Below are 14,330 nucleotides of genomic sequence, written 5' to 3' on the forward strand. Positions count from 1 at the left end.
CCGGCGGAAAGTGTCACCGATGCCTTACGTCGCGCCGGAATTGGTTTCGAAGTCGAAACAATCGAGAAAATCCCTTCGATTCCAGCCTCCAAAGCAACCACCAGTGACAGCGCAAGCGCAGGGCAGCCCTAAACGCAATGGAACCACGCCTCAGCCGTCGACAAGCGCTGCGCATGATGGAGGCCTCTTACCTGGCGGCGGCGGCGGCCTTGATTTGGCTGGCTCTCTATTACTTGCCGATCGGTGGAGCCCTGTTCCGTCTTGCCCTTCCGCTGCCCCTAGCGCTGCTGCTGGTGCGCCGGGGCAGTCGCGCCGGGCTTGAGGGCGTCGTTGTGGCGATTTTGCTGCTGGTGGTGCTCATGGGTCCTCTGCGTGGGCCCCTGATGCTGTTTCCCTATGGATTGCTGTCGCTTTGGCTGGGGTGGTGCTGGCACAAAAAAGTGAGCTGGTGGATTAGCTGGGGGCTCGGGGTCGTCATTGGCGCCGCTGGATTTCTGGTGAGGGTCGTGGCGCTGTCCTTGATGGTGGGTGAGAACCTGTGGGTGGTGATTACAAGAGCCGGCGCCGGACTCCTCGATCGCGTCCTGGAGTTGATGCAGCTGCCCCTCGCCCCTGATCTGCTGTTGGTGCAAGCCATGGCAATCACTCTCGTCGTGGTTCAGCAGCTCGTTTACGTGCTGGCTCTCCACGCTTTGGCTTACTGGATCTTTCCCCGTCTCCAAGCTCCGATTCCTGAACCTCCCCCCCTGCTCCATGGCCTGGTCGCCCTCGACCCTCTTTGAGCTCCCAGCGGGATGCACTCGCCTTTCGGGCCGAGCATCCGAGTGTTGGGTGGGTGCCACTCACCGCTTTTGGTCCGACCCCAAACCTGCTCCGGATCTTTTATTGCTCCTGTCCTCCACTTTGACCGCCGAGGTGGAAGGCATCTCTGCAGCCGGTGCCACCTCTGAATCACGTCGCTACACAGCCATTGCTGACGCAGAGTTGCTTCTCTATGGGCCTTCCCATCGGCCTCACTGGCCTTTACCGCCTCTGCCCGCAGGCGTCTCGCCAGCGTTGATCAGTTGGGTTGCTGCGGAGGCCCTCCAGATTCAGCCCTGGGTGGGATCGATTGGACTGTCAAAGATGCCTCCCTTCGCTCATCTGCGTTTTGAGGATCCGCAGCTCGGTCCAGCCGAATGCCTTAGCTCCGGACACTCCATGACGCCGAAACGAGTCCTCCAGCTGCTCAACAAAGGCCAACGGTTCGGTAAGCGTTTGCGACACCCACTCGTCCTTGCCGAATGTGTCCCCGGAGGAACCACCACAGCGTTAGCCGTTCTTCGTGGTCTTGGACTACCCGCCAATGACCTGATCAGCGGAAGTGCCATCCATCCACCGATGGCCTTGAAACGACAACTTGTGCGTCAGGGGCTGCAATCCGCAGAGCTCAGCGCCATCCCCTCGGCGCAGGAGGTTCTAGCTGCCGTGGGAGATCCTTTTCAGGCCTTTGCAACCGGGTTACTGATTGGATCCCTCTCGAGCGGTGAACCCCTCCTCTTAGCTGGGGGAAGTCAGATGGCTGCCGTGCTGGCACTCGCCCTGAGCATGGTGTCGGCCCGAGAGCGCCGCTTGCTGTCCAATCAAGTGCTGATTGGCACAACGGCCTGGTTGGCTGGGGAAGTGCTGACGCCAACCGGAAACAAGCGCGCATCACTGGTCGAGCTGCTGGCATTAATGGAGGATCATTTCGCCGTTTCCATCTCTGCACTGGCGAGTGGTCTGCGCTTTCGCAACAGTCGACACCTCTCGCTGCGTGACTACGAGCTCGGTCATGTCAAAGAGGGGGTGGGTGCCGGTGGTCTTGCATTGCTGGCGCAGCTGCGTGGACTGTCTCTAGACCGCATCAGCCAAGACTGTGACAAGGCCATGGATCAATTGCTCGAATCCAAGCTCAAACCCTAGAAATCCCTAGGGAATCCAGCCCCGTAAGGTTTGAGAATGATCGGCCCATCTGCTCAGCCCGTTTCGTTTCGCAGGCGACAACTGCTTCAGGCCGGCTGCATAGCAAGCCTGTCATGGCTCGCCGGCTGTGCGCGATCCAATGGTTCACCTGTCTTGCGGGCCCCAACAAAGAGCCTGCCTGCACTGTGGCAAAAGCAACTCAAGTCTCCGTGGCGCATTACAGAGCTGAAAGCCATCAACGGCTCCGCACCCCCCTGGCTGTCATCCACCGATCTGCTCACGATTGGGGATGGTTGGTTATCGAGTCTCAACCCAAGATCGTTTCAAGCGATTGATGCCGCTCCTGTTCAAGCGCAATTAGGGCCTTCAGCAGATCAGTTTCTCTCTGAATTGCCTACAGCCTGGAAAGGCAAAATTTTGCCTGTGGGCGTCAGCCCCTGGGTAATGCTTTTTCGAGGAGAACCAGCCCTTCAAAAGCAAGCAGCCAACAGCTGGAAGGTGTTGCTGGATCCAGATTTCAAAGGCAAAGTCCTCTTACCGTCGAGCCCACGACTGGTGATGTCGCTTGCAGCGCACATGGAGACCCCTGATGCGCTGCGCCGCCTCAGACAGGCAGCCATCAGTTTTGATGATCGACATGCCCTCAACTGGTTGCTGCAAGGGGATGCACAGGTAGCTGTCCTGCCTCTGCAACGGTGCATGGGAGCGCTCCTTCGAGACCAAAGGCTGCATGCTGTGCTGCCTGAGAACGGTGCGCCTCTGAACTGGACTCTGATGCTGCGCCCAAGCTCAAGCAAAGAGCCCTTACCGCAAGCCTGGGTCGAAAAAGCCTGGGAAGAACCACTGCTCAGTCGGTTGCTCTCTGCAGGATGGGTCCCCCCCTTGGCTCGCTCAGATGTCAGCACTGCAATGTCGCGGGTGCCAAAAAGGCTTCGTTCCCTCGTCCTTCCTTCCAACGAGATCTGGGAGCGCTGCTGGAATCTTGCCCCTCTGGATCCGTCAGAGCAGGACGGTCTGAAAGCCAAGTGGAAGGACTTAGCCCCATAGACGTCGTCGAGGGGCCGCAGCCAAAAGCTGATGGGTCTCCGCCAACAGATCAGGAATCGCCAGTTGATGGGGACATCGGGGAAGGCAATCCCCACAGGTCTCACAGCCTTCGGCATTGACCTCCTCCCACCAGTGGCCAGCGCGCCCAATCAAGTTGTAACGCTCTTCCGTGAACTCCTTAAGGTGATGACCGAGCCTCAGGTTGCGCAGTCGCAGCAGCTCAGGGATGGGAACCTCCTGCGGACAGGGGAGACAGGCTCTGCATTGATGGCAAAGCGTTTCACCAAGCCGCTGTTGACGCAAACGTTCCAAACGGGTCAAAGCGGTCTGTTCTGCAGGGGTGAGAGCCCCATCGCTGCTGGCCATGGAGGCTGCAAGGTTGAGATCGGCCGGGCTGTTGGCCCCGACCATCAGGGTGCTTATCCCAGCAGCCAAGAGGTAGCGGTAAGCCAGAGCCAAGGGTTCCCAGGGCTGGCAATCTGCCCTTAGCAATGAGCTTGGTGCTTGCAAGCGTCCACCCTTATCCGCAGGGGAGATCGCCATGACTCCCATTCCTGCACCGAGCGCTTGCAATGCCAAGGGGAGCCTTGCTGGATCCAAGAGATGCAGATGGAGGCTGCAGAACTGAAAGCGACCAGTTGAGATCGCACGAGCGATCAGTGAATTAGGGCCATGGCTACTGAAACCAACTTGACCCACAAGCCCAGATCTAAGGGCCCATTCCAAAAGCCTGGCTCCATCCCCGTCGATCGCCCAATGCAGGTGGTCCTCGCGGTTTAGACCATGGACCGCCAGGCCATGAAGGAAGGGGCGTCCCAACCGTTCCAGGCACGCAGATAAGGCGCGTTTCCCTTGTTCCAAAGAGAGCCCTGGAAGGAGTTTGCTGATGATTAACCATCCCCCCTCAGGGGCAATCCCTTCTCGAGCCAACTGATCTAAGGACTGCCCCAAAAAGGTTTCAGCAGGGCCATAGGCGGGTGCCGTCTCGAGGTGGTTGATCCCAGCGGCATGGGCGGCCCGCACAACGGCAACCATTTGCTCGCGGTCTTTCAAAGCACGCATCGTCCCCAGCGTGAACAAGCTCACTTCCGGACCCGCGCCAAAGGCGCGACGAACCCCAACACCAGCCAAAGGCTCTGTTGTCATTGCGAAGTGTCGTCATCCGTTTCTTCGTCCTTGGGATGTCTGGACTGAAGGTGGCGAACCATGGCTGCAGGACTTATCTCATCTAAAAATCGACGAAACTCGTTTCGATCCTCTGCATCCGCTTCAGCATCCACCGCGATCGAGGCCTCAGCGACCACTTCCTCCAACATCCAAATGCTGCTGCCTGTACGGATGGCAAGCGCAATGGCATCACTGGGCCTGGCATCAATATCGAGGAGCTCTTCTCTCACCTCGTTCTCTTCAAGCGGCTCAACGTCTGAAGGGTCTTCGATCTCGTCGCTTGGCTCGTCATGACTGAGTTTCAAGACAGCGCGAAAGGTGCTGTCTTCAATCGCATGAATGATGACCCGTTCAAGATGAAGGTCACCAGCTGCCAACAAGCGCACCATCAAGTCATGGCTTAAGGGGCGAGGAGATGGCTCTCCATTCAATCCAGCCATGATGTTGTGTGCCTGGGCCTGATCGATCCAGATCGGCACTTGTCGCCGTCGCGATGGATCTCGAAGCAACACGATCGGACTTCGGCTCGCGGCATCCAGCGCAATCCCGATCACGCTCATTTCAACCATCGACGGCTCTCCCCCCCCTTCCTCGATTATGACCAGGGAACTCACGCTGAATGCACAGCATGTTCACAGGTCTGGTGCAAGCTGTTGGGCGGATTGAGCGACGCGGCAGTGGCCTTGTGGTGAGTGGCTGCTCTCCGTTCGCTCCCCTTCAGCTGGGAGACAGCGTTGCTGTAGATGGGGTTTGTCTGACGGTGGCGGAACTGGTCGGTGATGGGTTTCTCGCCAATGTCAGCGAGGAAACGCTGCAACGCAGCACCCTCGGACGCAAGGCCTCTACAGGTGGTTCAGTCAATTTAGAGCCAGCCCTGCGCTTGTCCGATCGCCTTGGCGGACATCTCGTGAGTGGTCATGTGGACAGCATCGGCGAGGTGGTGGCCATCGAAGCCCTAAGCCAATCATGGAACCTCGAGCTGCGCTGGCGAGATGCCGCCTATGGCCGGTACATCTGTGAAAAAGCCAGTGTTGCCGTCAATGGCATCAGCCTCACAGTCGCTGGGTGCTCTGATACTGGTGCGCGATTTTGGATCGCCGTGATTCCACACACCTGGATGGCCACAGCATTGCGCGATCTCGCAGCAGGGGATGAGGTGAATTTAGAAATCGATCTTCTCGCTCGATATACGGAACGCTTGCTCGGCCACGCGCGCGAGGGAGCTTCAACCGCCCCGAAGAACGAGGCGTCTCTGAGCTCTGAATGGCTCGCCTCTCACGGTTGGAGCTGACGGTTGGAGCTGAGGGAACATCACAAAAACGGGACAGATCTTGGGGGAATCAATACCTTTCGAGAGTTGTCTCTTTTACAAATTTCATGACCATGGACGATCGTCCCGATTCCATCGGGACTTTTCAAGCTTTCGCCATCGCGGAAGGGATTCTGCTGATCATCTTGGGCGTCCTGGCCCTGATCTTTCCAGTGCTGGCCTCCGTATGGGTCACTGGTGTGATCGCCGTTGTCTTTCTCGTTGGAGGTGTGGTTGGTTGGATCAGCAATCTTGCCCGCTCCAAACGCATGGGGCGCTGGATTTGCTTCTGGCGATTAGTTGTATCAACCCTGTTCATCGTTGCGGGTGCTTCGATGATCAGCAATTTCCGAAGTCCTGCAGACGCCGCTGGCCAGGTGGCAGCACTTTCGCTCGCGATTGGAATCGTCTTTCTAGTGGAGGGTGTTGTTGCCTTTTTCAACGGTCTGTCTCACAGCAACCGTCCTGGAGCGGGCTGGGCCATTGCCAATGGCGTCATCACCTTCATCCTTGGCCTGCTGATCGTGACGCTGAAGTTCTGGGGCTTGCTGTGGGTACTCGGCGTGCTTGTAGGCATCAGTTTCCTGTTCAGCGGCATTGATCTGATTGCCCTGAGCTCAACCATTCCCAAGGATCAAGACCCACCAGCTGCTGCTTGATCAACTCGCAGTCAGTGTCTTAAGACCAGTCGTCTCAAGGGCCCGGGGCTCAACCTGGGTCCTTTGTTGTGTCTTGATCCTGCTCTGAGCTCACCCCTGAGACCTTGAGCTCTTGGTTATTCATCGGAAGCAACCAGATGGAACGAGAGTCTTGACGCAACTCAATTCGAAACTCTTGGCCAGGTTCTAAGCCAAGGCGACGGGTGTAGGCATGACCAATGAGCAGATTTCCATTCCCATGAACCCGGGTCTTGAAATCAGCTTGGCGACCTCTGGTTCCACCACCGGAACTGGAAGAGGGGAGTTTGTATCCCTTCGCTTCCACCAAGGCTTTGTAAAAGCCTTTACGCAGAACGCGACCACTGGGACCGACATAGCCGCATCCCCTCGCAATTTCATCTTCAGAGCGATTGCTGAGTGACCGGGCCCTGTTCAGCAATTCCTGGCCAGTGAGCATTTAACTCAAGAAATTTGTTTTAATTCTGGCCATGACTCTCATACGAAGCAACAAAAGTATCGAAATAAGATTGAATCCATGACAAGCCAAGCTCGCTCAGATGAGATAGAGAATCACAAATAAGACCACCCAGATGCCATCAACGAAGTGCCAATAGAGCTCTGCCGCTTCAAGGGGGAAGTGGTTGTCTGCCGTGACTCGCCCTTGAGGGGTACGACACTGCCACCACACAATCAGAATCATCAGGGCACCCAGGGTCACATGTAGACCGTGGAAGCCAGTGAGAGCATAGAAAGTGCTGGCATAAAGATTGTCAGTCAACCCAAATGGCAAGGTGAAATACTCCACCATCTGACTCACCAAAAAGGCCAAGCCCAGACTTGCCGTGAGCAGTAACCAGCGCCTGCAGCGTTGCATCTCACTTCGGCGCAGATTGACACCAGCACGATGGAAGGTGGCACTACTGACAAGCAAAAGAATGGTGTTCAGCGTTGGAAGCGGAAGCTCCAACTCGTATACAGCATCAGGAAGGAGAGGGTTAACAGCCTTAAACGTGAGATAGGCCGCGAAAAAGCCTGCAAATGTCATCGCATCAGCCACCAAAAAGGTGGCCAGGCCAAACATGCGATGGTCGGGATGGCTTTCTTCGTGATGGTCCTGGATTTCAACCGCTTGGTCTTGAGGGGATAGGGAGGTCATCGGCCGTTGCTCCATACATCGCTGCCACTGGCATCTTTCAAGTCGATCTGGTCTGCAGGAATTCCGTATCCATAGGGGTGAGTGACCAAGGGAGGCTCACCTTTCCAGTTCTCTACAGGAGGAGGAGAGGTGGTCAACCATTCAGGGGTCAAGGCCCGCCAAGGGTTATCTCCAGCAATCTGGCCTGAGCGTGCACTCGCGAACACGTTCCAGAGAAAGGGCAAGGTGCTCAGGGCCATCAGCAAGGCGCCAACACTGCTGATCTGATTCACCAACGCAAATTGCGGATCGTATTCAGCCACACGCCTGGGCATGCCGTTGAGGCCAAGCCAATGCTGTGGGGCGAAGCAAAGATTGAATCCAATAAACGTCAACAAGAAATGAAAACGTCCAACATTTTCATTAAGCATCCTCCCCGTCACTTTTGGGAACCAGTGATAGATCGACGCGAAGATCACAAAAACCGAACCTCCATAAACGATGTAATGGAAGTGAGCGACGACAAAGTAGGTGTCGTGAACATGGACATCAAAAGGCACTTGAGCAAGCGCCACACCAGTAATTCCACCCAAAACAAAGTTGACGATAAAACCACAGGAGAAGAGAACAGCACTATTAAGACTAATTTTTCCTCCCCACAACGTGGCTAACCAATTAAAGAATTTGATACCTGTGGGAACAGCAATAAAGGCCGTTGCAATTGTGAAAAATAAGCGCATCCATGGAGGCGTGCCGCTTGTAAACATGTGATGGGCCCAAACAACAAGCCCAAGAACAACGATCGCCATGATCGAATACACCATTGTGGTGTACCCAAAAAGAGGCTTCCGGCAATGAATCGGAAGGATTTCACTCACCAATCCAAACGCCGGCAACACCATGATGTAAACAGCTGGGTGAGAGTAAAACCAGAAGAGGTGTTGATAAACAACGACATTTCCACCCATTCCTGGATTAAAGAATCCAGTATGAGCAACAATATCGAAGCTCAGAAGAATCAAAGTCCCGGCAAGAACGGGTGTCGACAGAACGACAAGAATGCTCGTTCCAAGCATGGCCCAGCAATACATCGGCAGTTGCATCAGCTTCAAGCCAGGCCGTCGCAATTTCAAAATGGTGGCAATAAAGTTAATTCCACCAAAGATTGAGCTTCCACCTAACAATAAAACGCTCAGAATCCAAATGATCTGACCTGTGGCAGGAGTCGTCAGACTGAGAGGCGGATAGGCTGTCCAACCTGACTGCGCCGCACCAGTAATAAAGTAACTGGCAACAAGCAGTAACCCAGCAGGTGGAATCAACCAGAAAGCAACAGCATTTAGCCTTGGGAAAGCCATGTCCCTGGCTCCGACATAAAACGGAATCAGATAATTACCAAAAGCACCATTAACCACCGGGACGATCCAAAGAAAGATCATCACGGTGCCGTGCAAAGTCAGCACCTGATTGTAAACATCCCGGGGCATGAAATCAGCTACCGGACTGGTTAGTTCTGTACGAATCGCTCCAGCAAGGGCACCACCAATAAGGTAAAAAGCAAAGCCACAAACCAGATATTGAAGTCCGATCACTTTGTGATCAACGCTAAAGCTGAGATAGCGAAGCCAGCCAGTGGGTTGCAATGAGGGGGGTTTACTTTGTTGCGGAAGAGTGAGTGTCATGCCTCAGATACAGGGAGCTTGCGATTGGCTTGGAACCAGGCGTCGTAATCGTCGGCAGACTCAACCACCACCGTGGAGCGCATACCACCGTGATAAGGCCCACACAGTTCAGCGCAAACCACTGGATAACGCCCTGGGCGAGTGGGAGTGAAGTTAAGCAATGTTGGCTGACCAGGAATGATGTCCTGCTTGAGCCTGAATTCTGGAACCCAGAATGCGTGGATCACATCTTTAGCCTCCATTTTTAGTGAGATAGGTCGTCCTGATGGCACATGCAGTTCTCCAGAAATAATGTCCCCATCGGGGTAATGGAACAGGAATGCAAATTGCATCGCCGTAACCTCAACTGGAAGTGGCGCTATCGCCATTTCAGAACTGGCTTGCATCGCCCCTGCCGTGCCAATACCTCCCCAAACCCTCTCTTGAGTGGCTTGAGAATCACCATGCCCCCCATGAGCAAGGGGAACCATTCCCCCCATACGTTCGTAGATGTCGTAGCTGAATAAACCCACAAACAACACAACAATCGCGGGCACAGCGGTCCAAAAAATCTCAAGTGGCAAATTGCCTTCGAGTGCTATCCCATCACCAATTTGTCCAGCTTTGCGGCGGAAGCGCACAAGGCTGAACAGCACCAACCCAACGATTCCTACAAACAAAATCGTTCCGATGCTGAACAGAACACGAAACAGCTCGTCGTAAATGGGTGCATTGACGCTGGCATCAACAGGAAGAAGGTTGATGTTTTGGCCAATCCACAATCCACCCAGCACAAGGATCATTCCCAGCACAAGAGTGAGAATTGCCGAGGGGATAGGCACGAAACTCCTGATACATGTGTCAACAGACTATGGAGATCCCAGGCCTTCTTCATGCCGTGATTGTTAAAGCAGCCTGAAGTTCCTACTAACACAGCTGTTTCAAGGCGTTGTTGTCAGCAAAGGGAGATGTTGGCGACCTTGAAAATGTTGGAGACCTGTAAATAGCGTGCCGTTTGAGATCAGATCGCTAGTTTCCAAAAACAAACCATGCGGTTAGGAGGAACAGTCGTTGACCTCATCGACAACAGTTCCGATTCGTTGGCGTCTGGCCCAGCTCGCTGCTCACCTGGTCGTGGCTCTGATCGCCCTGGTGGTGATTGGAGGGGCAACCCGTGTCATGGAGGCAGGGCTGGCCTGTCCTGATTGGCCCCTTTGTTATGGAAGCCTGCTGCCTGGGCGCCAGATGAATCTCAAGGTGTTCTTGGAGTGGTTCCACCGCCTGGATGCCTTTGTTGTGGGCATTGCACTGCTCGTCCAACTGAGTGCCACCTGGTTCTGGAGGAAGGACTTGCCCCGTTGGTTGCTGCCTCTGTCGTTCCTATTGGTTCTGTTGGTTGTTCTTCAAGGAGGCCTCGGGGCTCTGACCGTGCTGCAACTGCTCCCCTCCGCAGTGGTGACGGCCCATCTCGTCCTGGCTCTCACCCTGGTCATTGTGATGAGCGCACTCACACAAAGGCTGCTTCATCAAGGGTCCAAAGAATCTGCCGCCCCTCGCTGGTGGCCCTGGTTCGGCGGAATCAGCCTTGCGGCCGTGTCAGGCCAATGCCTACTAGGCGGACGGATGGCGACCTCATGGGCGGCCCAACGGTGCTTACAGGAGGGTCAGTCCTGCCAATGGCTTCATTGGCATCGCAGTGCTGCAACCCCAGCAGCCATCTGCGTGTTGCTGTTCGTTGCGACAGCTCTGATCGCCGGCGGCTGGGCTCGTCAGCAATGGCCCCTCCTCATCACAGCCACTCTCCTGGTCTCAATGCAGATCGCTTTGGGTGTTTTCACCTTGCGACTTGGTCTAAGTCAGCCCGCGGTGACGGTGTGCCATCAACTCGTGGCCTGTCTGCTCGTGGCCGTCCTCGCGGCTCTCACTTGGAGACGCCCGTCCGCACCCGACTCCCTTCTCACGATCGCTCGCGATTCTTCAACCCTGGAGCCCTGTCATGGCTAGTTCAGCTTCCGTTGCTCCAATGCCCCCCACCCTCACCAGAGAGGAGGTGGTGCCATCTCGCAAGAGAATCAAACTCCCCCCCTGGCTTGAGGTTGCCAAACCACGGCTGATCCCACTTCTCCTCGCAACCACCTTGGGAGGAATGGCTCTTACCGAAGGCTGGCCACTCTCCTCACCAAGGCTGGCTTGCACCCTTGGCGGTGGTGCTTTAGCAGCAGCGGCAGCAGGAGTTCTCAACTGTTTGTGGGAGCAGGAGCTGGATGGACGCATGCTGCGAACAAGCGGTCGAGCCCTTCCCTCAGGACGGTTGTCACCATCCGCGGCTTTTGTTGGCGCGGTGTCCTGCACGCTGGCTGCAGCAGCTCTTCTGGTCAGTGGGGTGAATTGCCTTGCAGCTGGACTGTCTCTCCTAGGACTCTGTAGTTATGTGCTGCTTTACACCGCGCTGCTTAAGCCCCGCACCACACAAAATATTGTGGTTGGCGGCGTTGCTGGCGCCATCCCACCCCTGGTTGGAGCAGCTGCAGCAACAGGCCATATAGGCCTGGGTGGATGGTGGCTGTTCGCACTTGTGATGGTGTGGACTCCAGCCCATTTCTGGGCACTAGCCCTGCTTTTGCATGACGACTATCGGGCCGTTGGGATTCCGATGCTTCCAGTCGTCAAGGGACCTTTGGTGACCACGAGGGCGATCAGACGCTACGGATGGGCAACCATCTTGCTGAGCTTTTTAGGGACCTGGGCCCTACCGGAAGGTGGCGCCTTATACGGTCTGTTGATCCTTCCCTTCAACGGTCGCCTTTTGCAGATGGTGGAACGTCTGGCTGCTGAACCAAACAATCAAGATCGAGCCAAGGGATTATTCCGATGGTCAATTCTTTATCTGTTTGGAATCTGTCTCTTGCTTGTCATGAGCCGAATGCCTGGTTCTGCTCAATTTGATCTGCAAGTGAGGGCAGTCCTCAACATCCTTGCGGGCGGCTTTCTTCCTGCCGCTTCCTAGATTCTTTATCCACGCTTTTGGTCGGTTTCATGTCCCTGATCGTGCTCGATCACCTGGAAAAGTCTTACGGGACGATTTCAGCGCTCAGGGATTTGAGCTTGCAAGTCCCTGAAGGGTGTCTTTATGGCCTGCTGGGTCCCAATGGTGCTGGAAAAACGACAACTCTGAGAATTCTTGCCACTCTCTTGGCTCCAGATCTTGGCGATGTCCGCATTGCTGGCCTGGATGCCTTGAAAGACCAACGGGACGTTCGACGCCTCATTGGTTATGTCGCTCAAGAGGTAGCGATTGACAAGATCCTCACAGGTCGAGAGCTCCTTGAACTTCAAGGTGACCTTTATCACTTAAATCCAAAGCAAAGAAACCAACGGATCGACGAACTGATCGAGATGTTGGGCATGGATCCTTGGATCGACCGTCGATGTGGCACCTATTCAGGAGGGATGCGTCGTCGACTTGATTTAGCAGCAGGTCTCCTACATCGTCCCCAACTCCTCATCCTCGATGAACCCACGGTCGGACTTGACATCGAAAGTCGAGCTGTGATCTGGAACGTGCTTCGTGACTTAAGAGATCAAGGAACAACGGTCTTGCTCAGCACCCATTACCTCGAGGAAGTGGAAGCACTCGCCGATCGAATGGCGATCATTGATGCCGGAACAGTGATTGCTGAGGGCACCCCTAACGAACTCAAGACTCGTCTTGGAGGGGATCGCGTCACCTTGCGTGTGCGTGAATTCAGCAATGAGCAGGAAGCAGAGACGATTCGCGACTTGCTTCAACCCCTTGATGGCGTCCAAAACATTGTGATTAATCGCTCTCAAGGCCACTCCCTCAATCTGGTGGTGGATGGAGAACAGGTCCTCCCTCGCCTTCGCCTGTGTCTGGAAGAAGCAGGACTTCCCGTGTTTGCCCTTGCACAAAGCAGGCCAAGTCTTGACGATGTTTACCTTCAGGCCACAGGCCGCACCCTGATGGATGCCGAGCTGGCCACAGCCGGTCAGCGTGATCAAAAGCAAGAGCGCAAACAAGCCATGCGGTAACGACCTGCTTTCACCCCCCGATCTTCATCAGTGCGCCCCCATGACCACTCCCCATCTCCAGATCGATGCCAATGAAGCACCCTCCCGAGGAGCGGTGACGGAGCTCATCCAGGAAACGACAGCTTTAACGCGTCGCCTGTTCGTGCAGCTCAAGCGTCGTCCCTCCACGCTGATTGCCGGTGTTCTGCAGCCCCTGATCTGGTTGATTTTATTTGGAGCTCTTTTCTCCAACGCTCCAGAGGGGCTGTTGCCAGGCGGCATGAGCTACGGGCGATTTCTCGGTGCTGGAGTGATTGTGTTCACAGCATTCAGCGGTGCACTCAATGCGGGACTTCCGGTCATGTTTGACCGCGAATTTGGATTTCTCAACCGACTTCTCGTTGCGCCATTAAGAAGTCGAAGTTCCATTGTCTTCGCTTCAGTGATCTACATCACCACATTGAGCCTCGTGCAGAGTTTGGCGATCATGCTCACAGCGGCATTACTTGGATATGGATGGCCTGGAGCTGGCGGGCTCCTGCTCGTTCTGTTCACCCTGCTGTTGTTGGTATTTGCCGTTACGGCCTTAAGTCTGGGTTTGGCCTTTGCCTTACCTGGTCACATTGAGTTGATTGCAGTGATTTTTGTCGCCAATCTTCCTCTGCTCTTTGCCAGCACCGCATTGGCGCCTCTGAGCTTTATGCCTGGGTGGATGGGCTGGCTAGCGGCCCTAAATCCCCTTACCTTCGCGATAGAACCAATTCGAGCGGCCTATGCAGGCCCTCTCGATCTTTCGCTGGTTCTCTTGGACGCACCCTATGGCTCCGTTACAGGTCAGACCTGCTTGTTGGTCTTGACCGTACTCACCGTGGGGCTGTTTCTCCTCATCAGACCACTGCTCAATCGCAAACTCTCTTGATTCCGTGTCCGTCTCTTCGTTTCAGCCCCTGAACCCGCGCCAACTGGACCTGCAACGTCGCCTGCTGCTTGCCAATGAATTAAGAGAAACATCGCTCATCGCCCAATTAGAGCTGCAGTGGGTGCATCGCTATGGGGTGACCTCTCTGCCCAAACGAACGACTGAAGCCTCCCAAGACTCTCTCCCATCTCCTAAGAATTCAGAGGAGGGTTCAAAGAGCCAAGGTCTCTCACTCGTCAGCAATCCAATGGTCGAAACAGAGAAGCGGGCCTTACACGTGGCCCCCCTCCCGAGTGACTCCAAGGATGATGAGACTGAGGTCATTGAAGACCTAGCGGATCGTTCTTCCAATCCGCCACTCGCAATCGCACCTCCTCCGATTGCACGCGGTGCTCAACGCTTTCGTCGCTGGATGGTTGCGTCCTCAGCAGACCAAGATCTACAGGCATCCTGAAGGACC

16 protein-coding genes are annotated in these 14,330 nt (G+C 55.3%); 10 read left to right on the top strand and 6 right to left on the bottom strand.

The window, feature by feature from the left end; genetic code table 11:
* Nucleotides 1–137 precede the first annotated feature (137 nt).
* Genes NCN04_RS00005 through NCN04_RS00015 form a run of 3 tightly spaced genes read left to right on the top strand, consistent with a single transcriptional unit; the run spans nt 138 to nt 2,991 of the window.
* Entirely contained in the window at nt 138–782 is a 645-nt protein-coding gene (locus NCN04_RS00005) for a DUF2232 domain-containing protein (protein ID WP_250394773.1), read from the top strand.
* Nucleotides 754–1,944: a nicotinate-nucleotide--dimethylbenzimidazole phosphoribosyltransferase gene (locus NCN04_RS00010; RefSeq protein WP_250394774.1), complete on the top strand. Its 1,191-nt coding sequence runs from the start codon at nt 754–756 to the stop codon at nt 1,942–1,944. The genes NCN04_RS00005 and NCN04_RS00010 overlap by 29 nt, the downstream gene beginning before the upstream one ends.
* Before the next feature lie 36 nt (nt 1,945–1,980).
* Nucleotides 1,981–2,991, top strand: a complete 1,011-nt coding sequence (locus tag NCN04_RS00015; RefSeq protein WP_250394775.1) for an ABC transporter substrate-binding protein — start codon at nt 1,981–1,983, stop codon at nt 2,989–2,991.
* Here the strand turns inward: NCN04_RS00015 and NCN04_RS00020 are convergent.
* Together NCN04_RS00020 and NCN04_RS00025 are read right to left on the bottom strand one after the other, a co-directional pair.
* Nucleotides 2,980–4,137: an aldo/keto reductase gene (locus NCN04_RS00020; protein ID WP_250394776.1), complete on the bottom strand. Its 1,158-nt coding sequence runs from the start codon at nt 4,135–4,137 to the stop codon at nt 2,980–2,982. The genes NCN04_RS00015 and NCN04_RS00020 overlap by 12 nt on opposite strands.
* Nucleotides 4,134–4,727: a bifunctional nuclease family protein gene (locus NCN04_RS00025; protein ID WP_250394784.1), complete on the bottom strand. Its 594-nt coding sequence runs from the start codon at nt 4,725–4,727 to the stop codon at nt 4,134–4,136. Before NCN04_RS00025 ends, NCN04_RS00020 begins: the two co-directional genes overlap by 4 nt.
* 59 nt (nt 4,728–4,786) lie before the next feature.
* On the opposite strand from NCN04_RS00025, the gene NCN04_RS00030 reads away from it, so the two are divergent.
* On the top strand, nt 4,787–5,449 hold the full coding sequence (locus tag NCN04_RS00030; RefSeq protein WP_250394777.1) for a riboflavin synthase: 663 nt from the start codon (nt 4,787–4,789) through the stop codon (nt 5,447–5,449).
* A gap of 86 nt (nt 5,450–5,535) precedes the next feature.
* Complete coding sequence (locus NCN04_RS00035; RefSeq protein WP_048347035.1) at nt 5,536–6,126, top strand: HdeD family acid-resistance protein; 591 nt, start codon at nt 5,536–5,538, stop codon at nt 6,124–6,126.
* A 49-nt stretch (nt 6,127–6,175) separates the two neighbouring features.
* Here the strand turns inward: NCN04_RS00035 and NCN04_RS00040 are convergent, their stop codons facing one another.
* The 4 genes from NCN04_RS00040 to NCN04_RS00055 all read right to left on the bottom strand — a co-directional run bounded on the left by NCN04_RS00040 (nt 6,176) and on the right by NCN04_RS00055 (nt 9,764).
* Nucleotides 6,176–6,583: an AbrB family transcriptional regulator gene (locus NCN04_RS00040; protein ID WP_048347036.1), complete on the bottom strand. Its 408-nt coding sequence runs from the start codon at nt 6,581–6,583 to the stop codon at nt 6,176–6,178.
* A gap of 96 nt (nt 6,584–6,679) precedes the next feature.
* On the bottom strand, nt 6,680–7,282 hold the full coding sequence (locus tag NCN04_RS00045; RefSeq protein WP_048348275.1) for a cytochrome c oxidase subunit 3: 603 nt from the start codon (nt 7,280–7,282) through the stop codon (nt 6,680–6,682).
* The gene (ctaD, locus tag NCN04_RS00050; protein WP_250394778.1) at nt 7,279–8,943 is read right to left on the bottom strand and encodes a cytochrome c oxidase subunit I; all 1,665 of its coding nucleotides are present in this window, start codon (nt 8,941–8,943) and stop codon (nt 7,279–7,281) included. The genes NCN04_RS00045 and ctaD overlap by 4 nt, the downstream gene beginning before the upstream one ends.
* A complete protein-coding gene (locus tag NCN04_RS00055) occupies nt 8,940–9,764 on the bottom strand; it encodes a cytochrome c oxidase subunit II (protein ID WP_250394779.1) in 825 nt (274 codons plus the stop codon). The genes ctaD and NCN04_RS00055 overlap by 4 nt, the downstream gene beginning before the upstream one ends.
* A 229-nt stretch (nt 9,765–9,993) precedes the next feature.
* Between NCN04_RS00055 and NCN04_RS00060 the strand changes: the two genes are divergently transcribed.
* From NCN04_RS00060 to NCN04_RS00080, 5 genes are read left to right on the top strand one after another with little or no spacing between them, the layout of a single operon-like run.
* Entirely contained in the window at nt 9,994–10,926 is a 933-nt protein-coding gene (locus NCN04_RS00060; RefSeq protein ID WP_250394780.1) for a COX15/CtaA family protein, read from the top strand.
* Nucleotides 10,927–10,945: 19 nt separating this feature from the next.
* Nucleotides 10,946–11,929, top strand: coding sequence for a heme o synthase (locus NCN04_RS00065; protein WP_371190307.1), 984 nt, complete (start codon nt 10,946–10,948; stop codon nt 11,927–11,929).
* Between the two features lie 29 nt (nt 11,930–11,958).
* Nucleotides 11,959–12,972, top strand: coding sequence for an ABC transporter ATP-binding protein (locus tag NCN04_RS00070; protein WP_250394781.1), 1,014 nt, complete (start codon nt 11,959–11,961; stop codon nt 12,970–12,972).
* 40 nt (nt 12,973–13,012) lie between these two features.
* A complete protein-coding gene (locus NCN04_RS00075) occupies nt 13,013–13,870 on the top strand; it encodes an ABC transporter permease (RefSeq protein ID WP_048347042.1) in 858 nt (285 codons plus the stop codon).
* 4 nt (nt 13,871–13,874) lie between these two features.
* On the top strand, nt 13,875–14,324 hold the full coding sequence (locus NCN04_RS00080) for a hypothetical protein (protein WP_250394782.1): 450 nt from the start codon (nt 13,875–13,877) through the stop codon (nt 14,322–14,324).
* Nucleotides 14,325–14,330 lie beyond the last annotated feature (6 nt).

This window comes from Synechococcus sp. MU1655 (assembly GCF_023630655.1).
GTDB lineage: Bacteria > Cyanobacteriota > Cyanobacteriia > PCC-6307 > Cyanobiaceae > Synechococcus_C.